Origin of the sequence: Aeromonas sp. FDAARGOS 1417 (genome assembly GCF_019046985.1) — a bacterium.
Taxonomy (GTDB): Bacteria; Pseudomonadota; Gammaproteobacteria; order Enterobacterales; family Aeromonadaceae; genus Aeromonas; species Aeromonas veronii.
In genome coordinates this window covers 4348340-4372093 of record NZ_CP077221.1, presented here as the reverse complement: position 1 = coordinate 4372093, position 23754 = coordinate 4348340, and the positions used below count along the sequence as shown (strand labels likewise).

The following is a 23754-nucleotide window of genomic DNA, read 5'->3' as shown; positions in this document are numbered from 1 at the left end:
TGTCCCTCCCCCCTGCTTACCTGACAAGCCCGGTGTTAGAATCCACGCGAATTTAATCTATGCGGGAAATCTCCCGAATATCGCGTAATAACCCGGAAGTTATATGCCCTCAATACGTTTTAAAAGAGTCTCGGCCACCCTGTTGCCGCTGCTCTGTCTCCTCGCCAGCCTCTGCGTGCCGCAAGCCATGGCGCAAGATGTCCCCTCTCGCAACGCAGTTCAGCGAGCGCTGGATGGTCTGGGTAAATCAGAGACCCTGACCGTCAGTCAGCAAGCGGATCAGAAGTTGCTGACCGAAACCCTCGGACTGCTCGACAGCATCGACAAGGAAGAGGCGAAGGCCAAGACCCAGGCCCAGCGGATCCGCAACCTGCCCACCGAGCTCAGAGAGATCAGCGCCAAGCTCGATGCCCTGACCAAGGGCAAGAGTGCCGAGCAGATCAAGAGCGAATACGCCAGCATGAGTCTGGCAGAGCTCGACAGCCGTCAGCCGGAAGTGCTGGCCAACATGCAGGCGGCCCAGGAGGCCCTCGGCGCCATCGGCAGCCAGCTCACCAGCTTGCAGACCCTGCCGGAGCGGGCCCAGGCCAGCATGAGCCGCGCCTACCAGCGCAGTCAGGAGATCCGTACCCGCCTCAACGCCGGTGAAAGCGTCTCCAGCGCCGAGAAGATGAAGCTCGGTGCCGAGCTGGCCCTGCTCGACCTGCAACTGGCCCACCTGCAAAAGGAGCTGGATAACCGTACCAGCATGCAGGATCTGGCGATCAAGCAGCGCGACTACCAGAGTGCCCGTCTCGCCAGCGAAGAGCAGAAACTGCAGCTGTTGCAGGATCAGAGCAGCGCCAAGCGCCTCGGCGACACCGAAAAAACCGCCGAGCAGACCGGTGAACTGGTGGCGACCGAAGACAGCCCGCTGGTGCAAAAAGAGCAGGAGCTCAATCACCAGCTCAGCCAGCAGCTGATCGGTGCCACTACCAGCCTCAACTCGCTGGTACAAAAAAACCTGCAAGCCAAGAGCTGGCTGGAGCGCGGCATCCAGACCGAGCGCAACCTCAATGAACAGGTGCAGATGCTCAAGGGCAATCTGCTGCTGTCACGCATCCTCTATCAGCTCTACCAGCAGCTGGAAGCGGCGCCCACCATCGCCGTCAAAAACCTGGAAGAGCAGATCGCCGATCTCCATCTGGCCCAGTTTGAACTGAGCCAGCAGCGTGACCAGCTGTTCCAGAAGAACCTCTATCTGGACAATCTGATCGCCGGCAGCAAGGATCCGGTGAGCGAGGAGGACAAGGAGAGCCTTGCCAAGCTGCTCGACACCCGTATCAATCTGCTCGATCAGCTCAACCGCCAACTCGACAGCCAGCTCACCAACGCCATCAGCCTGCAGCTGACCCAGCAGCAGCTGGCGCGGGTCTATGCCTCTATCGAATTTACCCTGCAGCAACACATCTTCTGGGTAAGCAGCAACAAGCCTATCGACAGCAAGTGGTTTATCAGCTGGCCCGCCCAGGCCTACAAACAGGCCTCCGACTGGGTATTGAAACCGGACTGGAAACGCTGGCGCGAAGAGCTGCTGGGGATCTCCCTGCTCGCCTTCCCGCTGCTGCTGATCGGCGGCCTGCTGGTCTGGAAACGTCCGGCACTGGTTGAGCGCGAGAAGAAGATCACCAAGGACCTTGGCCGTTTCCGTCAGGACAGCCAGTGGCACACCCCACGCGCCCTGCTCTATACCGTGCTGCAACGCCTGCCGGGCAGCATGTTCATTCTGGCTGGCGGTCTGCTGCTCACCTACTGCGGTCTGCTCAGTCCCAAGCTGATGTTCCAGATCACCCTGAACCTCGCCCTCGGTTATCTGGTGTTCAGCGTCTATCTGGCGGTGATGCGCCCGGGCGGCATCGCCGAAACCCACTTCCGGATCCCGAAAGCGGAGCTGCAGGCCAAGCGCAACAGCATGCGCTACATCTGGTTGCCACTGCTGCCGCTCATCATGCTCGCAACCAAGGCGGTGGTTGAACCCTCCACCCTGGGCAACGACGTGATCGGCCAGGCCATGACCCTGACCCTGCTGGGGCTGGCCGCCTATCTGGTGTTCCCCATCTCCCGCGCCCGCATCAAGGGCGAGGCGAGCATGCAGAAGTCGCTGATCGCCATTGCCCTGGCGCTGGCGCCGGTGGCACTGATCGTGCTGGCCGTGCTCGGTTACTACTACACCGCACTGAAGCTGACCGGTCGCCTGATCGAATCCTTCTACCTCATCATCATCTGGAGCCTGGTCTACCGCACCGCCCTGCGTGGTCTGGAGCTGGCTGCCCGTCGTCTGGCCTACCGCCGTGCGGTGGCCAAGCGTGAGCACAAATCTTCGGAAGATGCGGAAGGTGGCGAGTCCATTGAAGAGCAGCCCATGGATCTGGAGGATGTCAGCCAGCAGTCCCTGCGTCTGACCCGTACCGTGCTGATGCTGATCTTTGGCGTCGCCTTCTACTGGCTCTGGTCCGATCTGGTGGCGGTATTCTCTTACCTCGACAGCATGGTGCTGTGGCACCGCAGTGAAGGCACCGGCGCCAACGCCGTGCTGTTCCCCATCAGCCTGAGTGACGTGCTGATCGGCTTCCTGCTGCTCGGCGGTGCCTGGTCACTGGCGCGCAACCTGCCAGGCTTGCTGGAGGTGCTGGTGCTCTCCAAGCTCAACCTGGCTCAGGGAACCGCCTACGCCATCACCACCATGCTCAACTACGTGCTGATCGGCTTTGGCTCCCTCACCGCTCTCTCCATGATGGGCGTGCAGTGGGACAAGCTGCAGTGGGTAGCGGGTGGTCTGTCAGTCGGTATCGGTTTCGGCATGAAGGAGATCCTCTCCAACTTCGTCTCCGGCATCATCATCCTGTTCGAGCGTCCGGTGCGGATCGGTGACACCGTCACCATCGGCTCCTTCTCCGGTACCGTCTCGCGGATCCGCATTCGCGCCACCACCCTGACCGACTTCGACCGCAAAGAGGTGATCATCCCCAACCAGCAGCTGATGACAGAACGGCTTATCAACTGGTCGCTGAGTGACACCGTCACCCGGGTGATCGTGCGAGTGGGCGTGGCGTATGGCTCGGATCTGGAACTGACCCGCACCCTGCTCAAACAGGCGGCCGACGAAAACAGTCGGGTACTGAAAGACCCGGCTCCCATCGTCTACTTCCTCACCTTTGGCGCCAGCACCCTGGATCACGAGCTGCGCTTCTTCGTGAGCGAACTGGGGGATCGCAACCCGGCGGTGGACGAGTTGAACCGCAAGATCGACCAGCTGTTCCGCGAGAACGGTATCGAGATCGCCTTCAACCAGATGGATGTCTACATCAAGAACATGCAGGGCGAAGAGCAGAAGGTGGAGTCCAACTCCGCCGCTCTGCCGCCACCCGCGGAAGATGGCAAGCAGCCAGCCTGATAGCGAACTGCACTGATCTGATAGCAACAGCCGCTCACCCAGATGAGCGGCTTTTTTATGCCCTGTCTATGGCGATAGAGACAGTTATCCATTGCCAGCATCAGTGAAAGCCACGCAACAGTGCGGCCATCGCACTTGATAAAATATAAAGAGAAATAAAAGCATAAAAACAATAACTTAAGTCACCAAGAAACTGACTGCGTGGATCAAACCTATGCTCTTCTCCCCTCACCGCTTACCCCATACCGCGCTCGCTCGGGCTCCCGGACTTTTATAACTTTTTTTAATTTTATTTGAGTGTCCTCTTCATCCTGACCATTGCAAAGTGGCGCCATTCCAGCGCCGGGCCCTGTGACCACCACCCGGCTGACATCGACTTGCTCATTTGATAATTGAAAGGATCCGAGAGATGAAACACTCCTTGATGGTAATGGGGTTGGCCGCCTGTCTGGCATTGAGCGGCTGCCAGAATATGGATACCAAGAAAGTCCTGATAGGTGCAGCTGCGCTGGGTGCCATCGGCGCCGCTGGCTATTACGCCGGGAAAAAGCACAGCGATAACAAACACGAGCATGATGGCCAGCATGACGATAGCGATGACCAGCATATGGCCACCAGCAAGATGCCCCGTTACTGCTCGGGGGAAGCAGCCAGCAAATTCCATGTCTCCCCCCGCGATATCACCACCGAGTCGGCAGAAGAGAGCGGCCACAGATACAAGGTCTATGGCCAGTACGAGACCGACGATGATGCGGTCGACTTTACCTGCACCTTCAATCACGACGGTCGTTTCCTCTCGGTCGTTCGCAGCTGATTGACCACCGGTTACAGCCAATTCACCACCGACGCTCCATACAGGACACACACGATGAAACAGCAACGCAGCATGATCGCCAGCCTCATTGCGCTGGCCCTGCTTGGCCTAGCCCCATGCGCCGGTGCCGCCAGCGGCCACTCCGGGGTGGATCTGGCCAGCATGGATAACAGCGTGCGCGCGGCGGACGATCTGTTTCGCCACGTCAACGGCAACTGGCTGGCCCAGACCCAAATACCGGATGACATGCCGGGGCAGACCATCGGCAATCTGTTGGCGGACAAGTCGCTGGAGGATCGCAAGGTGTTGCTGGAGGAGCTGCTCAAACGCCCGCAACAAGCCGGAACCCCTCACCAGCAGATCGCCGACCTCTACGCCAGCTATCTGGATCAGGCCGGACGGGATGCCAAAGGGCTGACCCCCATTCAGCCACTGCGCGACGAGATCATGGCCATCCATGATGGCGCCTCGCTGGCCACCTACTTTGCCCGTGTTAACAAGCTGGGGGGCGGCGCTCCCTTTGGTATCGGGTTCATGGCCGACAAGAAGCAGCCTGACAGCTACGGGATCTACCTGCAGCAATCCGGTCTCGGTCTGCCGGATCGGGACTACTACCTGAAAGAAGATGCCGCCAGCAAGGCACTGCGGGCCAGCTACGAGCAGTTCATTCGCGCCCTGCTCAACCATGCCGGCGTTGAGGGGGCAAGCGAACAGGCTCATCACATTCTGGCGCTGGAGACCCGCCTCGCCAGCCTGCAGTGGGACAGAGTCAAGCTGCGGGATGACAACCTCACCTACAACAAACTGCCCATCGCCCGCCTCGGTCAGTTGCTGCCCACCCTGGATTGGCAACGCTACCTGGCAGAGGCCGGTATCGCCGGGGAAACGGAGATCATCGTCAGTGAGCCGGACTATCTGGAGAAGCTGACCGCCGTGATGCAGGAGACCAGCATCGCGCAGTGGCAATCCTACTGCCTGTTCCATCTGCTACGCACTTATGCGCCCTATCTCGACAGCCAGAGCAATGCCCTGCACTTCGCTTTCTACGGCACGACCCTGAGCGGCATCCCCCGTCAGCGGGAGCCCTGGAAGCAGGCCATGGAGGTGCTGGACGACTATCTGGGTCAGGCGGTGGGCAAACTCTACGTGGAGCGCTACTTCCCGGCCGAAGCCAAGGCACAGATGGCGACCATGGTACGCAATCTGATCGCCGCCTATCGCCAGGAGATCGGTGGGCTCGACTGGATGTCTGCCCCGACCCAACAGCAGGCGCTGGCGAAACTGGAGAAGGTTCGGGTCAAGATCGGCTATCCCGACCAGTGGCAGGATTACAGCGCAATCGAGATCCGTCCCGATGATCTGGTCGGCAATGCCCAGCGCGCGGCCACGGTGCGTTACAACGAGCACCTTGCCCGCCTCCATCAACCGGTGGATCGGGAGGAGTGGTTCGACAATCCGCAGACGGTGAATGCCTACTACAACCCGAACAACAACGAGATCGTCTTCCCGGCAGCCATACTTCAACCGCCCTACTTCGATCTGAAGGCGGATGATGCGGTCAACTATGGCGCCATCGGCGCGGTCATCGGTCACGAGCTGAGCCATGGTTTCGACGATCAGGGGGCCAAATTCGATGGCAACGGTGCCTTGCACAACTGGTGGGCTCCGGCAGACCTCAAGGAGTTCACCGCCAGAGCGCAAAAACTGGCGAAACAGTACGACCGTTTCGAGCCCATCAAGGGGGAGCATGTCAATGGCCAGCTGACCCTTGGCGAGAACATCGGCGATCTCGGCGGCCTGACCATCGCCCACAAGGCGTACCGGCTCGCCCTGGGCAGCCGCCAGCCAGCGGTGCTCGATGGCTTCACTGCCGATCAGCGTTTCTTTATCGGCTGGGCGCAGGTGTGGAAAGGGAAGTACCGGCCCGAGCTCGCTGCCGTTCTGCTCAAGACAGATCCCCACTCGCCGCTGGAGTACCGGGTCAACGGCGTCGTCGCTAATATGCCGGCCTTCTATAGTGCCTTTGCTATCAAGCCGGGAGACAAGCTCTATCTGCCACCTTCCGAGCGTGTGAAGATTTGGTGACCACCAGCAGGGGCCCTGGCCCGAAAAGCTCCAGCAGATGGAGCACCTCCACCTGAGCTGAAGATGACCGACACAGGGAGTGTCTGTTTTACCCTGTCTGGTTTTTCCCGACCCACATGTGCCTGACCATGTGGGTTTTTTTGACCCTTTTGCCCCGCTGCTTCTCCTCAGCCTGCCCTGCTTTCACCCGATACGGTCACGGCACACAACTCTGCCATTTTCTCGCCTTTGCCATTGGCTGAAAAACCGGCGGCGGAACCGCTATAAATCGGTTTACCACCAAACAGGTCTGACCTATGGTAAAGCATGTAAAAGATGCATCGTGGAGCTGCTTTTCCTATGAATGACCGAGAACTGCAACAGATCCTGTTTCGCTCCTTCGATGTGATCCCGCTGCCTATTCTGGTGTCCGAATCCATTGCCCGTCACGATGGCTGCTCACCCGACATGATCCCGCAGCGGCGCCACCGCTTCCTGAATAAAGCCTTTATTGAGCAGCTGGGCTACAACCTTGACGATCTGCCGGACATGGCTTCCTGGTTTCAGGTCGCCTACCCGGATGAAGGGTATCGCCGCACCATCATCGACTCCTGGCACTCCCAGGTGGAACAGAGCTTGTCGCAAGGGCTGGAGGTCGCCGAAATGCCTGCGCTGATCCGCTGCAAGAGCGGTCAGTCGCGCTGGTTTATCGTCACTGCCCAGCTGGGTGCCGATGCCATCCCGGATGGCCATATCGTCACCTTTCGCGATATCCACGACCTGCAGTGCATGGTGGAAGAGGTGAGCCGCCTCTCCTGCACCGATCCGCTCACCGAACTGACCAACCGGCGTGGCGCCCAGCAACAGCTGCAGGCCCTTTGGTTGCAAGGTGAGCCCCTCTCGGTGGTGTTGGGAGATATCGACCATTTCAAACAGGTCAATGACCGCTACGGCCACCCTGCTGGCGATGCCGCGCTCTGCGCCGTCGCCCACGCCATGGCGAGCCAGCTGTTGCCGGGGGAGAGTCTGGCCCGTTGGGGCGGAGAGGAGTTTCTGCTGATCCTGCCTGGTTGCGATATTGAACAGGCAGCACGGCGCGCCGAACAGCTGCGCCAGCATGTCAGTACCACCCGCTTGCCATGGCAGGGGAAGCAGCTCTCCCTCACCATCAGTCTGGGGTGTGCCAGCATGAAGGGGCAGGAGAGCATCGACTATCTGCTGATGATGGCAGACCGGGCCCTTTATCAGGCCAAGGATCAGGGCCGTAACCGGGTTGTCATCTCAACGGAATAGAGTGGTAACCAGAACGGAAAGCCGACTCGCGGCCATAAAAAAACCGAAGCACAAGGCTTCGGTTTTTTACTGCGCAACTGGCGTGAGCCAGCCGGGCATTACTTCTTGATACGGATAACCGGGGTCTCGCCCACAGTCACGGCACCAGTCATTTTGATCAGCTCTTTGATCTCGTCCATGTTGGAGATGACAACCGGAGTCAGGGTAGACTTGGCTTTCGCTTCCAGAACGGCCAGATCGAACTCGATGATGGTGTCGCCGCGCTTGACCTGTTGACCTTCCTGGGCGATACGCTTGAAGCCTTCGCCTTTCAGTTCAACGGTGTCGATACCGAAGTGAACGAACAGCTCGATACCAGAGTCGGATTCCAGAGAGAACGCGTGGTTGGTCTCGAAAATCTTGCCGATGGTACCATCGCACGGAGCAACCATCTTGTTGCCAGCCGGCTTGATGGCGATACCGTCACCAACGATCTTCTCGGCGAAGACAACGTCAGGCACATCTTCGATCGGCACGATCTCGCCAGACAGCGGAGCAAAGATTTCGATGCCGCCGGTGTCAGAGCTATCGTCGGAAACCAGTTTCTTCAGTTTATCAAACAGACCCATATAAAGCTCCTAGAGATGATTTGTCGCTGTTTGCAGCCGATCTTAGCAGACTGCTTTCTGCTTAATAAAGTTATCTACGCATGCTTCGATTTCAGCGGCGGTGGCAAAGCTCAGTGCTTGATCAGCCATTGCCTTCACATCTTCGAAGTTGGTGTTGCGGATAAGCTTCTTGATACGCGGTACAGAGATGGCGCTCATGGAGAACTCATCCAGACCCATACCCAGCAGCAGCAGGGTAGCGCGCTCGTCACCAGCCAGTTCACCACACATACCGGTCCACTTGCCTTCGGCGTGGGACGCATCGATAACCATCTTGATCAGGGTCAGGACGGAGGGTGACAGCGGGTTGTACATGGCGGAGATCATCTCGTTACCACGATCGACAGCCAGGGTGTACTGGGTCAGGTCGTTGGTACCGATACTGAAGAAATCCACTTCCTTGGCCAGATGATGAGCCATCACGGCAGCGGCCGGGGTCTCGATCATGATACCCACTTCGATGGATTCATCAAAGGCTTTGCCTTCGGCACGCAGTTCGGCTTTCAGCGTCTCTACGGTAGCTTTCAGGCTACGGAACTCTTCGACAGAGATGATCATCGGGAACATGATGCGCAGTTTGCCGAAGGCAGAGGCGCGCAGAATGGCCCGCAGCTGAGCGTGCATAATGTCTTCGCGGTCGAAGAAAATACGCACGGCACGCCAGCCCAGGAAGGGGTTCATCTCTTTCGGGAAATTCATGTACGGCAGCTCTTTGTCGCCGCCAATGTCCATGGTACGCACGATGATCGGCTGATCCGGCATCGCTTCGGCCACTTCTTTGTAGGCTTTGAACTGCTCTTCTTCGGTCGGCAGCGCGTCACGGTCCATGAACAGGAACTCGGTACGGTACAGACCCACGCCTTCGGCGCCATTGCGGATGGCACCTTCGGTATCCTTGACGGTACCGATGTTGGCGCACACTTCGACCTGGTGACCATCCAGCGTGATGGCGGGCAGATCTTTCAGCTTGGCCAGTTCATCTTTCTCGGCCTGGAACTGAGCCTGGAACTTCTTGGCTTCGGTCAGCTGTTCAGCGGTCGGATTGATGATGATCTGGTTGTTGATCGCATCCAGCACCAGCATGTCACCGTTCTTGACTTGCTCGGTGATGTCGTTGGTGCCTACCACGGCCGGCAGCTCCAGGGAGCGGGCCATGATGGAGGTGTGAGAGGTACGGCCACCGATGTCGGTAACGAAACCCAGCACATATTTCAGGTTGATCTGAGCGGTTTCAGACGGGGTCAGGTCTTTGGCGACCAGGATCACCTCTTCGTCGATGGTGCTCAGGTTGACAACGGCGATGCCCAGTACGTTCTTGACCAGACGGGTACCGATGTCACGGAAGTCGGTAGCGCGTTCGCGCAGATAAGGGTCATCCAGCTCGGCCATCATCTTGGCGTACTGTTCGATCACCTCATAGATGGCTTTGTCAGCGGAAGCCTTGTTCTCTTTGATGAAGGATTTGATATCCCCTTCCAGCTCCTCATCTTCGAGCAGCATGATGTGGCCTTCGAAGATGGCCTCTTTTTCCTCACCGAAGGTGCGACCGGCCATCTCTTTGATGGCTTCCAGCTGGGTAGCTGACTTGGTACGAGCTTCGAGGAAACGGTTGATCTCGGCATCAATCTGGTCAGCAGAGATTTTGCCCTGATTGATAACGATTTCATCTTCTTTAAGAAGAAGCGCCTTACCGAATGCGATACCGGGGGACGCAAGAATGCCAGATATCATAATCCTTCCTATTAAAACGACTGTGGGGGAGGAATCTAAAGCTGGATTACTCCAGCTCGTCCATCAGGGCAACCAGCTTCTCAACAGCTTGCTGAGCATCCGGGCCATCAGCCTGGATAGTTACGTTGGTACCCTTGGTCAGGCCCAGGGTCTGCAGCTTGAACAGGCTCTTGGCGCTGGCGGACTTGCCACCGGAGACCACAGTGATCTCGCTTTGGAATTCTTTGGCTTCTTTCACGAACTGAGCTGCCGGACGGGTGTGCAGGCCGTTTTCAGCAGTAATAACAACAGACTTCTCGTACATGGTTTCACCCCATATTATTGATATTTTTTGGTGGATTGGTCGTTTTTGAAGCAACCTGACCCACCGTGTCAGTATGGATATGTTGTAAAGTAACGAAAGCAGACCCGCAATGGTTTAATCCAGGTCAAGTTTCTGTGCAGTAATCGGCGTGCTGGTTGGCAATTTTCAGTTATTGGGCTACAAGCCGCATCAGGACTGGCCTGAAATTATTTTATAACGAAAAATAACACTTTGTTACTTTGTGATACCCAGCCAGCAAACACCGCGTGACGCCGCACAGGATATGAGATTTAGAGCGGAATGTCTGCTTTTTTTCTCACTCCGGAACTTGTTATTTTACCCCAAAAAATAAGGATCAAGTGACACTAACAGGGGTTGAGTCTAGCCCATAAAGAAGCGGCGCTCCTGGGAGCGCCGCTGTTTTGAAAGATTCCGATCAGTTACTGCTGCAGTTCCTGCTCGCTGAACACCCCGGCAAACAGGGCGCTGGAGAGGTAACGCTCCGCCGCACTCGGCAGGATGACCACTATGGTTTTTCCCGCAAATTCCGGCAGCTCGGCCAGACGGCTGGCAGCCACCACCGCAGCACCGGAGCTGATACCGGCCAGGATCCCCTCCTCCTCCATCAGGCGGCGAGCCATCTCGATGGCTTCATCGCTGGTCACCTTCTCCACCCGGTCGATGAGGGAGAGGTCCAGGTTGCCCGGGATAAAGCCGGCGCCGATCCCCTGGATCTTGTGGGGGCCCGGTTTGATCTCTTCCCCGGCCAGCTTCTGGCTGATGACAGGCGACTCGGCCGGTTCGACCGCGACAGAGACCACCGCCTTGCCCTGGGTCTTCTTCAGGTAGCGGGAGACACCGGTAATGGTGCCGCCGGTACCTACTCCGGCCACGAACACATCCACTTCGCCGTCAGTGGCATCCCAAATCTCGGGGCCGGTGGTCTTTTCGTGGATCTCCGGGTTGGCCGGGTTTTCAAACTGTTGCAGCAACACATACTTGCCCGGCTCGGATTCGAGGATCTCGTTGGCCTTGGCAATGGCCCCCTTCATGCCGAGGGGCCCTTCGGTCAGCACCAGATTGGCACCGAGCGCCTTGAGCAGCTTGCGGCGCTCCAGGCTCATGGTGGCGGGCATGGTCAGGGTAATGGGATAGCCGCGAGCTGCCGCGACAAAAGCCAGAGCAATACCCGTGTTGCCGCTGGTAGGCTCGATGATCTCCTTACCCTTGGTCAGGATGCCGCGCTTCTCGGCATCCCAGATCAGGTTGGCACCGATCCGGCACTTGACGCTGAAGCTGGGGTTACGGCTCTCGATCTTGGCCAGCACGCGGCCTTTGGTAACACGGTTGAGACGAACCAGCGGGGTGTGACCGATAGTCTGGCTGTTGTCCTCAAAAATTTTGCTCATGGTGCTATCCCTGTGTTTGTTACGACGATGAAACAAGATTACCCTGTGGTTTCTGAATGAGAAGTGACTATTCGTTATAACCATATGGTATTACAACATATAGAGCTTATTCTCTCTGGCCCCTGACTCCGGGCGCCAATCGTCAAAGGAACCGACGTTATGGGATTTTCAGGAAGCAGCGATTATCTCACCTCCGATGCATTGAGGATGGCGGTCAATGCCGCCATCACCCTCGAAAAACCGCTGCTCATAAAAGGTGAACCCGGCACCGGCAAGACGGTGCTGGCCGAAGCGGTCGCCGACCATCTCGGCACCGATCTCATTGCCTGGCATATCAAGTCCACCACCAAAGCCCAGCAGGGACTGTACGAATATGATGCGGTGGCCCGGCTGCGCGACTCCCAGCTCGGCGACCCCAGAGTGGCCGATATCAGCCACTACATTCGTCAGGGCAAACTGTGGCAGGCCTTCAGCGCCGAGCAGCGACCGGTGCTGCTGATCGACGAGATCGACAAGGCCGACATCGAATTCCCCAACGATCTGCTGCTGGAGCTGGATCGGATGGAGTTCGACGTCTACGAGACCGGCGAGCGAGTCAAGGCGCGCCAGCGGCCGGTGGTCATCATCACCTCCAACAACGAGAAAGAGCTGCCGGATGCCTTCCTGCGCCGCTGTTTCTTCCACTACATCCGCTTCCCCGACAAGGCCGAGATGCAGGCCATCGTCAAACTCCACTACCCCGACCTCAAGGAGAGTCTGCTTGGCGAGGCGATGGAGCTCTTCTTCGAGCTGCGCGAGGTAGAGGGGCTGCGCAAGAAGCCCTCCACCTCGGAGCTGCTGGACTGGATCCGCCTGCTCTTGGCCGACGATATCGCCCCCGAGGCGATGCGCGCCCGCGAGCCCGGCAAGCTGGTGCCCGCGCTATATGGCGCCCTGCTCAAGACCGAGCAGGATCTGCATCTCTTCGAGAAGCTCGCCTTTTTGGCCCGACGCGGCAGCTGACCCATGCTGATCGACTTTTTTACCCACCTGCGCCGCCACAAGCTCCCCTGCAGCCTGCGCGAGCTGCTGGACTTGCACGCCGCACTGGCGGCCCGACTGGTCGCTGTCGATATGGACGAGTTCTACCAGCTCTCCCGCTGCCTGCTGGTAAAAGACGAGGCCCACTACGATCGCTTCGATCGCGCCTTCGCCGAATACTACGAGGGGCTGGAAGCCATCCCCCTGCTGCCGGAAAACCTTCCCGAGGAGTGGCTGCGCAAGGAGTTCGAACGGCTGTTGAGCCCAGAGGAGAAGGCGTTACTCAAATCCCTCGGCGGACTTGACAAGCTGCTGGAGACCCTTAACCAGCGATTACGCGAGCAGAAAGAGCGCCACGCCGGTGGCAACAAGTGGGTGGGAACCGGTGGCAGCAGCCCGTTTGGCCATGGCGGTTTTCACCCCGAGGGCGTTCGCATGGGTGGAGAGGGGCAGCATGGCAAGGCGGCCAAGGTGTGGGAGGCCCGTCACTATCGCAACTTCAGCGATGACTCGCCGCTCGGCCAGCGCGCCATTCAGCTCGCGCTGCGCAAGCTCAGACGCTGGGTGCGCAAAGGCAATCCCGACGAGCTGGATCTCGACGACACCATAAAAAGTTCAGCCCGCCAGGGCTGGCTCGATGTGAAGCTGCGGCCCGAGCGCCACAACGGGGTGAAGCTGTTGGTTTTCTTCGATGTGGGAGGCTCCATGGATGCCCACGTGGCCGAGGTGCAGCGTCTCTTCTCTGCGTTGCGCCACGAGTTCAAGCATCTGGAGTACTTCTATTTTCACAACTGCCTCTACGACTTCGTCTGGAAGGATAACGCCCGCCGCTTTGAGGAGCGGTTCGATACCCTGCGGCTGCTGCGCACCTACGGCAGCGACTACCGGGTGATCCTGGTGGGGGATGCCACCATGGGCCCCTACGAGATCACCTGGCCAGGCGGCAGCGTCGAGCAGTGGAACGAGGAGTCGGGTCAGGTGTGGCTTACCCGCTTGCAGCAGCACTTTCCCAAACTGGTGTGGATCAATCCCACCCCACGGCGGGAGTGGCTCTGGCATCCCTCCATCAAACTGATGAATGACGTGGTTGGCGGACGGATGCATCCGCTGACCCTGGCGGGTCTCGCTGCGGCGATCGACCAGCTGTAACCCTCTCTACCCTATAAACCGACAAGCCGGGAACGCACCCGGCGAGGAGCAAAGATGACCTCTATCGTGATCAGTGGCTCAGGCCTCTATACCCCACCCTTTGCCGTCAGCAATGAAGAGCTGGTGGCCGCCTTCAACCAGTATGTGGATCTCTATAACGAGGAGAACGCCTCCGCCATCGACGCCGGCCAGCTCCCTGCCAAGCAGCACTCCAGCTGCGAGTTCATCGAGAAGGCCTCCGGCATCAAGAGCCGTTATCTGGTGAGCCGCGAAGGGGTACTCAACCCCGACATCATGCAGCCGCTGCTGGCGGAGCGGCCCGATGAGATGCCCTCCATCATGGTGGAGATGGCGGTGGCCGCCGCCGAGCAGGCACTGATCGCCGCCGGCCGCGAGCCCGGCGAGATCGATCTGGTGATCGTGGCAGCCTCCAACATGCCGCGCCCCTACCCGGCTCTGGCCATCGAGCTGCAGCACTATCTGGGGGCGAGCGGCATGGCCTTTGATATGAACGTGGCCTGCTCGTCTGCCACCTTCGGCATCAAGACAGCCGCCGACATGCTGGCGGCAGGCACCGCCAAACTGGCACTGGTAGTCAATCCGGAGATCTGCTCGGGGCACCTCAATTTCCGGGACAGAGACAGTCACTTTATCTTCGGCGATGCCTGCACCGCTGTGCTGCTGGAGCGGGAGGCCGATTGCAAGATGGCCAATCCGTGGCAACTGGTGGCCAGCAAGCTGGTGACCCAATACTCCAACAACATCCGCAACAACTTCGGCTTTCTGAACCGGCTGAGCCCGCGCACACGCTACGGCGACGACAAGCTGTTTCGCCAGCAGGGGCGCAAGGTGTTCAAGGAGGTGTTGCCGCTGGTGTGCGACCAGATAGCCAACCAGCTCGATGAGCAGGGCTGGCCTGCCGAGAGCCTGAACCGGCTCTGGCTCCATCAGGCCAACCTCACCATGAACCAGTTCATCGGCCGCAAGCTGCTCGGTCACGATGCCAGCCAGCAGGAGGCGCCGGTCATTCTTGATAGCTATGGTAATACCAGCTCGGCGGGTTCCATCATCGCGTTTCATCTGTACAATCGCGACCTTCCTGCGGGTGCTCGCGGCGTACTGTGCTCCTTTGGTGCTGGCTACTCCATCGGTAGCCTGCTGCTGCGGCGCCTGTAATGGCGGGCCTCCCGCCGACATAACAATAACCAGCAACATGGGTGGGAATATGCAGAGGATCACGGGGCGCTGCGCCCTGCACTACGGGGTAACCCTGTCACTATTTTGTCTCTATGGCTGGCAGGTTTGCCCGTTTCTCGAGAGTCTCACCCTGCCCCAGTTGCTGGGGCCGACCCTGGTGACGTTCGCCATCATGTTCGCCGTACGCAATTGGCTGCTCTCAAGGCGGCCCCTGCCGCGCAACGGGCTGGATGGGTTTGGACTGGAGGTGGGTTTCTACCTGCTGGGGGCACTGCTGCTCTCGAGCTACAACGCCCTGGCCCACAACTTCCCGCTGGAGAGTCACCTCAAGGTGCTGCTGGGGATGACCACCCTCGGCTTTCTGGTAGCGGCCGACCTGACTCTGGAGCGAGACTTGCATCGGGCCAGAGCACGGCAAGCCGAGCAGAGCCTGGCACTAAGCCACCCGCTGGCCATGCCGCTGCCACGCAAGTTCACCCTCTTTACTCTGGCGACCCTCACCCTGCTGGGAGGCGTCTTCTTCTTGCTGTTCAACAAGGATCTGGAGTGGCTGGTGACGGTGGAGCGCAGCCTGCCGAGGGTCGATGCCCAGCACTACATCCTGTGGGAGATCGCCTTCGTAATGACGGTGACCTTCTGTTATCTCGCCCTCATTATTCACGGTTATGGTCGCAATCTCGGCCTATCCCTGCGCCAGCAGACCAGCACCATGGCCAGAGTACAGTGTGGTGACTTCGACGCCCGGGTGCCGGTCACCCGGGATGACGAGTTTGGCCTTATCGCCGCCAGCACCAATCAGATGATCGGTGAGCTGAAATCCCGCAGCGACGAGCTCAACCTGACCCGTGACGTGGCCATCCTTGGCCTCGCCTCGCTGGCGGAGACCAGGGACAACGAGACCGGCGCCCATATCATCCGCACCCAGCATTATGTGAAGGCGCTGGCGCAATACCTCAGTCGCAGTGATTGGGATCGCTATCCGCTCGATGACGCCACCATCGATCTGCTGTTCAAGTCGGCCCCGCTGCACGATGTGGGCAAGGTGGGCATTCCCGATGCCATCCTGCTCAAACCGGGCAAGCTGACCGACGAGGAGTTCGCCATCATGAAGCGCCACCCGCAGATCGGCGCCGATGCGCTGGCGAGTGCCGAGGCGCAGCTAGGCTCCAACTCCTTCTTGCGGCTGGCCCGGGAGATCTCCCTCACCCACCACGAAAAGTGGGATGGCAGCGGCTATCCGGCTGGGCTGGCGGGTGAGGACATTCCCCTCTCCGGGCGTTTGATGGCGGTAGCGGATGTCTACGATGCCCTCATCTCGAAACGGGTCTACAAACCTGCTTTCAGCCATGAGGAAGCGAAGGAGATCATCGTGAAGGGGAGCGGCAGCCATTTTGATCCCGGCATCGTCGCGGCGTTTCTCGCCTGTGAGGCGCAGTTCAGGGAGATTGCCGCGCAGTTTCAGGATCACCACTGAGCAAGTACATCCCGACCAGCTTGCCCTGATGGCTGACAGGGCAACCGGCGTCATAAATTGTACACAAACAGGTCCGGCCATTGCCGGTTCAGCGCCATGCTGACGGTATTTGCCAGGCCGCGCCTATATTGATATTTCCCTTTATTTACAGCTGTTTTTTGTCATTTTGTGATCCGGATTCGTGCCAATGACGCAACCGGGATCACAAGATGGCAGGAAAAGGCCGCAATTTGCCCTTCGGCGCCAATGATGGCTTCCAATGAAAGCGAGGTTTGCTATCATCCGGAGACATTTTTCATCTGTCGCCGGCTACAAAAGAATACCCTCATGTACACACAGTTCTTCGGCCTCTCGGAACACCCGTTTTCCATCTCGCCCAATCCCAAGTACCTCTATATGAGCGAGCGCCACGGCGAAGCCCTTGCTCATCTCAACTATGGATTGCAGGATGGCGGCGGCTTTGTGCTGCTGACCGGCGAAGTGGGCACCGGCAAAACCACCGTCTCCCGCTGCCTGCTGCAACAGCTGCCCGCCGAGACCGAGATCGCCTATATCCTCAATCCCTCTCTGACCGAACGGGATCTGCTGGCCGCCATCTGCGACGAGTTTCAACTCCCCTATCCCGAAGATGCCGGGATCAAGCGGCTGTTCGACCTTATTCGCGATCACCTGCTGGCCAACCTGGCGGCAGGCAAGCGCAGCGTGGTACTGGTGGATGAGGCGCAGCACCTGCTACCCGGCGTACTGGAGCAGCTGCGTCTGCTCACCAACCTCGAAACCGACGAACGAAAACTGCTGCAAGTGGTGCTGATCGGTCAGCCCGAGCTGCAACAGATGCTGCGCCAACCCCTGCTGCGTCAGCTGGCCCAGCGCATTACCGCCCGCTATCACCTGCTGCCGCTCTCTCACAGCGATGTGGATGCCTACGTCCGCTTCCGGCTGCAAGTTGCAGGCTGCGTACAACCCATCTTTACCCCGCGCGCCATCAAGACGCTCCATCGTCTGAGTGGCGGCATCCCCCGTTTCATCAACCTCATCTGCGACCGCGCCCTGATCGCCGCTTTCGCCCGTGGCAGCTACAAGATTGTCCACAGCGATATCAGCCAGGCCGCCTTCGAGGTCAATGGCGTTCGGGACGAAGGAAGCTGGGCCTCCGGTCTGATGGTGACGCTGGCTGGCGCCCTGCTGGTGGCCGCAGGCTGGTGGGGTTGGCAATTTTTCGGCGTGTTCCCCACCCGTCCGGTAGTCAAGGTCGAGGTGCCGGTCACCATCGACGAGACCGCCGAGCAGCAGGAGCAGCTGACCGAGGCGATCAATCAGGCCATCGACCCCGACAGCGCCATGCAGAATCTCTATCGGGTCTGGGGTTATGAACCGGAACCGTTCGACGCAACCTGTGACAACGCGCCCCGTGCCGGTCTGCGCTGTCAGGAGGGAGAGGCAAGCCTCGACGAGCTGCGCGCCCTGCAGTATCCCGCCATGATCACGCTCACTGACCAGACTGGCGGCCTCTACTATGCGACCCTGGTCAATCTGGGGCCGAACAAGGCCAGCCTGATGATCGGCGACCAGAGCTGGCAGGTGGATCGCCAGTGGCTCAGCGACAACTGGGGCGGCAGCTACACCCTGCTCTGGCGCATGCCGAAAGGGGGCGTCAGCCTGATCGCCAGCAATGCCGGTCAGACCCAGATCCAGTGGCTCGACAACGCCCTCAGCCGTGCGCTGCAACAACCCGAGCGCAAGGTGCGCCGTTTCGATGGCGAGCTCAAGAACAAGCTGCAGCAGTTCCAGCGGGATCAGGGGCTCACCCCTGATGGCATCGCGGGCAGCAACACCCTGCTGCGTCTCAACGCCCTCTCCGGTGAACCCATGCCCAGACTGGAGGAGGCCTCCTGATGTCTACCCTGCTCAAGGCGCTGCACCGTGCGCAGCAACCGCAACTCTCCGCCCATATTCCGGCCATGGGCTTGCCCATGCCTCGGGAAGAGGAGCGCAGCCCACGCCGCATCGGCTGGCTGCTGGCTCCCCTTGCCCTGTTGCTGGGGGCGGGCGCCAACTATGGCTGGCATCTGATCCACCTGCGCCCCATCGAGGAGAAGGTGGAGGTGAAAGAGGTGATCACCCCGCCCTTCGTGCGGGTCGAACCCAAGGCGATGGTGACTCGTCCGCTGCCCCCGCCCCTGCCGGAGCCGGTGGCCCAACCCAGAGCAGTGGCCAAAAACGAGGGGACCAGTCAGGGGAATACCCCCGCGCTGAGTCTGGCCGAGCAGCTGATGAAAGCCCTCAATGAAACGCCATTGCAGGAGACGCCACACGCCACCGGCCAGAACAACGTGCAACCGGCCCAGTTGATGGCGCTGGGCTCGGCCCCCCAGTCGGTGCGCCAGCAGGTGCCGCAATTGAGCTACGGCTCTCATGTGTTCTCCTCCAACCCCGCCAAGCGGGCCGTGGTGCTCAATGGCCGGGAATACCGGGAAGGGAGCGAAATCGCCCCGGGAGTCGTGCTCGCCACCATCGACCAGCAATACATAGTGCTGCAGGTCGCCGGACAGAGCGTGACCCTCAAGGCGCTGCAGGATTGGCGAGGATGAGTACGCACCGTACCCTGATGTTCGCTGGCAAGCAGGATGCACCTCACCTGAGTGCCACTTTTGTGAGCATTCAAAGGTTTACGGTGTGATGAAATATCCATTTTTACGGTTTGGCGCGCCCGGACCCGTTGTGTCACAGCACTCCGCCGTACACAATACGCAGCCGCCCCAGAGCCTGGAATTTGTTGATTAATATGACGCTACGATTCAGGGATGACATCTTGACCATACTGCTGGCCCAGTGCCGGCGGCTTCCCATGACCAGAGTCACCCAGGTGGCCTTTCTGGCGCTGCTGATCATGCTGGCCCAGCAGAGCGCAGCCCTCACCTGGCGTCTGCTCACCCTGGCAAGCCCGCAAACCAGCCAACCGTGGCAACCCTCCGCCGTGGCGGTCAGCGGCCAGAGCAACCCGCGCCTTGAACTGGGCGAGGTAAGCCGACTGGCGCTGTTTGGCAAGGCGATCCCCAAGGCGCAAGCCAAAGCCGCCGTGGCCGCCAATGCGCCGCGTACCCAGCTCAATGCCCAGCTCAACGGAGTGTTGGCGAGCTCGGATCCCGCCAAATCCATCGCCATCATCGCCATGTCCGGCATCCAGAACTCCTACGGGGTCGGTGACATGATTGACGGCACCCAGGCGCGGATCCGGCAGGTCTATCCGGATCGGGTGATCATCGAGCGCGATGGCCGCGACGAGACCCTGATGCTGGATGGCGAGGAGTATGGCAAGCCGCTGCCGCAGACCAACGCCGCCCCCCTTGGCTCCCTGCGCAGCGAGCTGATGGCCGATCCGGGCAAGATCACCGATTACCTCAATATTTCACCGGTTCAGGTGGATGGCCGCATGACCGGCTATCGCCTCAACCCGGGCAGCAATCCTGAGTTTTTCAACCAGAGCGGGCTGCAGGCTAATGACCTGGCCATCAGCATCAACGGGCTGGATTTACGGGACAACATGCAAGCCATGCAGGCGATGCAGCAGATGGCTGGCGCCACGGAAATGACAGTGACCGTCGAGCGACAGGGCGAACAGTTCGACATCTTTGTGCGCTTGTCAGAATAATGATTTGGAGTCGTACCAATAATGACCACTAAAGGGAAAAGCTGGCGTCTGGCCACTATCGCAGCGGCACTGATGATGGCGGGCTCAGCCTGGGCCACCGAATACTCTGCCAGTTTCAAGAACACCGAGATTGAAGAGTTCATCAATACGGTGGGCAAGAACCTCAATAAAACCATCATCATAGAGCCCTCGGTGCGCGGCAAGATCAACGTACGCAGCTACGACCTGCTCAATGAGGATCAGTACTACCAGTTCTTCCTGAGCGTGCTCGACGTCTACGGCTTTGCCGTGGTACCGATGGACAACGGGGTGCTCAAGGTGCTGCGCTCGCGGGATGCCAAGACCTCCGCCATTCCGGTGGTGGATGGCAGCAACCCGGGCTCCGGCGACGAGATGGTGACCCGGGTAGTGCCGGTGCGCAACGTCTCAGTCCGCGAACTGGCGCCGCTGCTGCGCCAGCTCAACGACAACGCCGGCGGTGGCAACGTGGTGCACTACGAGCCCTCCAACGTGCTGCTGATCACCGGCCGCGCCGCCGTGGTCAACCGCTTGGTGGAGGTGGTGAACCGGGTCGACCGCGCAGGCGATCAGGATGTAGACATCATCAAGCTCAAGTTCGCCTCGGCAGGTGAAATGGTGCGGCTGGTGACCAACCTCAACAAGGATGGCAACCCCCAGGGGGGCACCGCCTCCCTGCTGCTCTCCCCCAAGGTGGTGGCCGACGAGCGCACCAACTCTGTGGTGGTGAGTGGTGAGCCGAAAGCGCGCGCCCGCATCATCCAGATGGTGCGCCAGCTCGACCGCGACCTGCAGAGCCAGGGCAACACTCGGGTCTTCTACCTCAAATATGGCAAGGCCAAAGACATGGTCGAGGTGCTCAAGGGGGTCAGCTCCAGCATCGAGGCCGACAAAAAGGGCGGCGGCGCAACCACAGGTGGCGCCAGCATCGGCGGTGGCAAGCTGGCCATCTCAGCCGACGAGACCACCAATGCGCTGGTCATCACCGCCCAGCCGGACGTGATGTCCGAACTGGAGCAGGTGGTGGCCAAGCTCGATATCCGCCGCGCCCAGGTGCTGGTGGAGGCGATCATCGTTGAGATGCAGGATGGCGACGGCCTCAGCCTTGGCGTCCAGTGGGGCAATGCCAATGGCGGTGGCACCCAGTTCACCAACTCCGGTCTGCCCCTCGGCAGCGCCATTGCGGCGGGCAAGGATTACCAGAATGGCAAGACTGACACCGCTGCCGGTCTGCTGAAAGAGTTCAACGGCATGGCCGCCGGTTTCTATCACGGCGACTGGGCCATGCTGGCCACGGCGCTGGCCTCCAATACCAAGAACGATATTCTCTCCACCCCGAGTATCGTCACCATGGACAACAAGGAAGCCTCTTTCAACGTCGGTCAGGAGGTCCCGGTCCAGAGCGGTTCGCAAAGCTCCACCACCAGCGATCAGGTGTTCAACACCATCGAGCGCAAGACGGTGGGCACCAAGCTGGTGGTGACCCCGCAGATCAACGAGGGGGATTCGGTGCTGCTCAATATCGAGCAGGAGGTCTCCAGCGTCGCCCAGACCCAGGCGACCGGTACTGCCAACCTTGGCCCCACCTTCGATACCCGTACCGTCAAGAATGCGGTGCTGGTCAAAAGCGGCGAAACCGTGGTGCTGGGCGGTTTGATGGACGAACAGACCAAGGAGCAGGTCTCCAAGGTGCCCTTGCTTGGCGATATCCCGGTGCTGGGCTATCTGTTCCGCTCCACCTCCAACACCACCTCCAAGCGCAACCTGATGGTCTTTATCCGGCCAACTATCTTGCGTGATGCGGACGTCTATACCGGTGTCTCCAGCAACAAATACAGCCTGTTCCGCGCCGAGCAGCTCAATGCCGCCTCGCAGGAGGGGTATCTCACCTCCCCCGCCCGTCAGGTATTGCCTGCCTATGGCCAGGATGTGATGGTGTCGCCCGAGCTGCAAAAAGAGATCCAGAAGCAGATCAACGAGATGCGGAGCAGACAGCAAAGCACTGTCGAGACCACCACCCCGTTTGTGCAGAGTAAGCCCTGATGAGTGCCTACCATCTGGATGGAAGCGCTGGGCCTGCGCCACTGCCCGAGCTCCCCTTTGTCTTTGCCCGCAACTTCGGGGTGATCCTGATTGAGCGGGACGGCGCCCCCGTGCTGCAGTGCCGCCCTGGCGTCACCCCGCAGGCCCTGCTGGAGGTGCGGCGGGTCGCGGGTTGCAGCTTCGCGGTTGAGCAACTCGACAACGAGGCCTTCGAAGAGCTGCTGATGGCCCACTACCAGCGCGACTCCTCCGAAGCGCGCCAGCTGATGGAAGATCTCGGCAACGAGATGGACTTCTTCGCCTTGGCCGAAGAGCTGCCGCAGAGCGAAGATCTGCTGGATGCCGATGACGACGCTCCCATCATTCGCCTCATCAACGCCATGTTGAGCGAGGCGATCAAGGAGGAGGCTTCCGATATCCATATCGAGACCTTCGAGCGGGCACTGGTCATTCGTTTTCGCATCGACGGGGTGCTGCGGGAGATCCTGCGCCCCCATCGCAAGCTGGCCTCACTGCTGGTCTCGCGGATCAAGGTGATGTCGCGGATGGATATCGCCGAGAAGCGGGTACCACAGGATGGCCGAATCTCGTTGCGTATCGGCGGTCGCGCCGTCGACGTGCGGGTCTCCACCATGCCGTCCAGCTACGGCGAGCGAGTGGTACTGCGTCTGCTCGACAAGAACAACGTGCGCCTCGAGCTCAAGCAGCTGGGGATGACCGCGGCCAACCGCACCATCATCAGCGAGCTTATTCGCAAGCCCCACGGCATTATTCTGGTCACCGGCCCGACCGGTTCCGGTAAATCCACCACCCTCTATGCGGCGCTGTCAGAAATCAACTCGCGGGATCGCAACATTCTGACGGTGGAAGACCCTATCGAATATGACCTCGAAGGGGTGGGCCAGACCCAGGTCAACACCAAGGTGGACATGACCTTCGCCCGCGGCCTGCGCGCCATCTTGCGTCAGGATCCGGATGTGGTGATGGTGGGGGAAATTCGAGATCTGGAAACCGCCCAGATTGCGGTGCAGGCGTCGCTGACCGGCCACCTGGTGATGTCGACCCTGCACACCAACACCGCCATCGGCGCCATCACCCGGATGCGGGACATGGGGATCGAGCCCTTCCTGCTCTCCTCGTCCTTGCTGGCGGTGCTGGCCCAGCGACTGGTGCGCACCCTCTGCCCCGATTGCCGCGCCCCGCGTCCCATCACCGAGCAGGAGCGCCTCGCCATGGGCATCGAGCTGGCCCCCGATCAGCAGGTGTGGCGTCCGGTCGGGTGCGAGCTGTGCAACCACACCGGCTACCGTGGCCGGACCGGCATCCACGAGCTGGTGGTGATCGACGAAGCGGTGCGTGAAGCCATTCACAGTGCCAGCGGCGAGCTCGCCATCGAGCGGCTGATCCGCGGCCACACCCCCAGCATCCGCCGTGACGGCATCGACAAGGTCCTCAAGGGGCAAACCAGCCTCGAAGAGGTGCTGCGCGTGACCCGGGAAGATTGAG

17 protein-coding genes are annotated in these 23754 nt (G+C 59.9%); 13 read left to right on the top strand and 4 right to left on the bottom strand.

Features of this window, described 5'->3' with window-relative positions; all coding sequences use genetic code 11:
- Nucleotides 1-103 precede the first annotated feature (103 nt).
- From mscK to I6L47_RS20335, 4 genes are all read left to right on the top strand, one after another.
- Nucleotides 104-3433, top strand: coding sequence for a mechanosensitive channel MscK (gene mscK / locus I6L47_RS20350; RefSeq protein WP_005359039.1), 3330 nt, complete (start codon nt 104-106; stop codon nt 3431-3433).
- A gap of 409 nt (nt 3434-3842) precedes the next feature.
- Nucleotides 3843-4247, top strand: a complete 405-nt coding sequence (locus I6L47_RS20345) for a hypothetical protein (protein WP_042052664.1) — start codon at nt 3843-3845, stop codon at nt 4245-4247.
- 54 nt (nt 4248-4301) lie between these two features.
- Entirely contained in the window at nt 4302-6332 is a 2031-nt protein-coding gene (locus I6L47_RS20340) for a M13 family metallopeptidase (RefSeq protein ID WP_216948215.1), read from the top strand.
- Nucleotides 6333-6671: 339 nt separating this feature from the next.
- Nucleotides 6672-7604 carry a GGDEF domain-containing protein gene (locus tag I6L47_RS20335; RefSeq protein WP_139429278.1) on the top strand — a complete coding sequence of 311 codons (933 nt, stop codon included), beginning with the start codon at nt 6672-6674 and terminating at the stop codon, nt 7602-7604.
- A gap of 98 nt (nt 7605-7702) precedes the next feature.
- Here I6L47_RS20335 and crr read toward each other — a convergent pair whose 3' ends face one another.
- The 4 genes from crr to cysK form a co-directional block, all read right to left on the bottom strand.
- Nucleotides 7703-8212, bottom strand: coding sequence for a PTS glucose transporter subunit IIA (crr, locus tag I6L47_RS20330; protein ID WP_005338264.1), 510 nt, complete (start codon nt 8210-8212; stop codon nt 7703-7705).
- A gap of 42 nt (nt 8213-8254) precedes the next feature.
- On the bottom strand, nt 8255-9982 hold the full coding sequence (gene ptsI / locus I6L47_RS20325) for a phosphoenolpyruvate-protein phosphotransferase PtsI (RefSeq protein WP_216948214.1): 1728 nt from the start codon (nt 9980-9982) through the stop codon (nt 8255-8257).
- Between the two features lie 46 nt (nt 9983-10028).
- Nucleotides 10029-10286 (bottom strand): HPr family phosphocarrier protein, encoded by a 258-nt coding sequence (locus I6L47_RS20320; RefSeq protein ID WP_005338266.1) that lies wholly within the window; start codon nt 10284-10286, stop codon nt 10029-10031.
- A 440-nt stretch (nt 10287-10726) separates the two neighbouring features.
- Entirely contained in the window at nt 10727-11695 is a 969-nt protein-coding gene (gene cysK, locus I6L47_RS20315) for a cysteine synthase A (protein WP_047440293.1), read from the bottom strand.
- A gap of 159 nt (nt 11696-11854) precedes the next feature.
- Between cysK and I6L47_RS20310 the strand changes: the two genes are divergently transcribed.
- From I6L47_RS20310 to exeE, 9 genes are all read left to right on the top strand, one after another.
- Nucleotides 11855-12697 (top strand): MoxR family ATPase, encoded by an 843-nt coding sequence (locus tag I6L47_RS20310; RefSeq protein WP_216948213.1) that lies wholly within the window; start codon nt 11855-11857, stop codon nt 12695-12697.
- A gap of 3 nt (nt 12698-12700) precedes the next feature.
- Nucleotides 12701-13864 (top strand): VWA domain-containing protein, encoded by a 1164-nt coding sequence (locus I6L47_RS20305; RefSeq protein ID WP_216948212.1) that lies wholly within the window; start codon nt 12701-12703, stop codon nt 13862-13864.
- A gap of 54 nt (nt 13865-13918) precedes the next feature.
- Nucleotides 13919-15040, top strand: coding sequence for a beta-ketoacyl-ACP synthase III (locus I6L47_RS20300; protein ID WP_216948211.1), 1122 nt, complete (start codon nt 13919-13921; stop codon nt 15038-15040).
- A gap of 49 nt (nt 15041-15089) precedes the next feature.
- A complete protein-coding gene (locus I6L47_RS20295; RefSeq protein ID WP_139472650.1) occupies nt 15090-16535 on the top strand; it encodes an HD domain-containing phosphohydrolase in 1446 nt (481 codons plus the stop codon).
- 327 nt (nt 16536-16862) lie between these two features.
- On the top strand, nt 16863-18431 hold the full coding sequence (locus tag I6L47_RS20290; RefSeq protein WP_216948210.1) for an ExeA family protein: 1569 nt from the start codon (nt 16863-16865) through the stop codon (nt 18429-18431).
- Nucleotides 18431-19126, top strand: a complete 696-nt coding sequence (gene exeB, locus I6L47_RS20285) for a GspB family T2SS assembly factor variant ExeB (RefSeq protein WP_216948209.1) — start codon at nt 18431-18433, stop codon at nt 19124-19126. The genes I6L47_RS20290 and exeB overlap by 1 nt, the downstream gene beginning before the upstream one ends.
- A 221-nt stretch (nt 19127-19347) precedes the next feature.
- On the top strand, nt 19348-20187 hold the full coding sequence (gene exeC, locus I6L47_RS20280; protein WP_302056606.1) for a GspC family type II secretion system variant ExeC: 840 nt from the start codon (nt 19348-19350) through the stop codon (nt 20185-20187).
- A gap of 21 nt (nt 20188-20208) precedes the next feature.
- On the top strand, nt 20209-22248 hold the full coding sequence (exeD, locus tag I6L47_RS20275; RefSeq protein ID WP_216948207.1) for a GspD family T2SS secretin variant ExeD: 2040 nt from the start codon (nt 20209-20211) through the stop codon (nt 22246-22248).
- Entirely contained in the window at nt 22248-23753 is a 1506-nt protein-coding gene (exeE, locus tag I6L47_RS20270) for a GspE family T2SS ATPase variant ExeE (RefSeq protein WP_040065841.1), read from the top strand. The genes exeD and exeE overlap by 1 nt, the downstream gene beginning before the upstream one ends.
- Nucleotide 23754 lies beyond the last annotated feature (1 nt).

What these genes read in the sequence shown, in the direction of transcription:
- mscK (WP_005359039.1), top strand. Translation starts at nt 104, where the DNA reads ATGCCCTCAATACGTTTTAAAAGAGTCTCGGCCACCCTGTTGCCGCTG.
- I6L47_RS20345 (WP_042052664.1), top strand. Translation starts at nt 3,843, where the DNA reads ATGAAACACTCCTTGATGGTAATGGGGTTGGCCGCCTGTCTGGCATTG.
- I6L47_RS20340 (WP_216948215.1), top strand. Translation starts at nt 4,302, where the DNA reads ATGAAACAGCAACGCAGCATGATCGCCAGCCTCATTGCGCTGGCCCTG.
- I6L47_RS20335 (WP_139429278.1), top strand. Translation starts at nt 6,672, where the DNA reads ATGAATGACCGAGAACTGCAACAGATCCTGTTTCGCTCCTTCGATGTG.
- crr (WP_005338264.1), bottom strand. Translation starts at nt 8,212, where the DNA reads ATGGGTCTGTTTGATAAACTGAAGAAACTGGTTTCCGACGATAGCTCT.
- ptsI (WP_216948214.1), bottom strand. Translation starts at nt 9,982, where the DNA reads ATGATATCTGGCATTCTTGCGTCCCCCGGTATCGCATTCGGTAAGGCG.
- I6L47_RS20320 (WP_005338266.1), bottom strand. Translation starts at nt 10,286, where the DNA reads ATGTACGAGAAGTCTGTTGTTATTACTGCTGAAAACGGCCTGCACACC.
- cysK (WP_047440293.1), bottom strand. Translation starts at nt 11,695, where the DNA reads ATGAGCAAAATTTTTGAGGACAACAGCCAGACTATCGGTCACACCCCG.
- I6L47_RS20310 (WP_216948213.1), top strand. Translation starts at nt 11,855, where the DNA reads ATGGGATTTTCAGGAAGCAGCGATTATCTCACCTCCGATGCATTGAGG.
- I6L47_RS20305 (WP_216948212.1), top strand. Translation starts at nt 12,701, where the DNA reads ATGCTGATCGACTTTTTTACCCACCTGCGCCGCCACAAGCTCCCCTGC.
- I6L47_RS20300 (WP_216948211.1), top strand. Translation starts at nt 13,919, where the DNA reads ATGACCTCTATCGTGATCAGTGGCTCAGGCCTCTATACCCCACCCTTT.
- I6L47_RS20295 (WP_139472650.1), top strand. Translation starts at nt 15,090, where the DNA reads ATGCAGAGGATCACGGGGCGCTGCGCCCTGCACTACGGGGTAACCCTG.
- I6L47_RS20290 (WP_216948210.1), top strand. Translation starts at nt 16,863, where the DNA reads ATGTACACACAGTTCTTCGGCCTCTCGGAACACCCGTTTTCCATCTCG.
- exeB (WP_216948209.1), top strand. Translation starts at nt 18,431, where the DNA reads ATGTCTACCCTGCTCAAGGCGCTGCACCGTGCGCAGCAACCGCAACTC.
- exeD (WP_216948207.1), top strand. Translation starts at nt 20,209, where the DNA reads ATGACCACTAAAGGGAAAAGCTGGCGTCTGGCCACTATCGCAGCGGCA.
- exeE (WP_040065841.1), top strand. Translation starts at nt 22,248, where the DNA reads ATGAGTGCCTACCATCTGGATGGAAGCGCTGGGCCTGCGCCACTGCCC.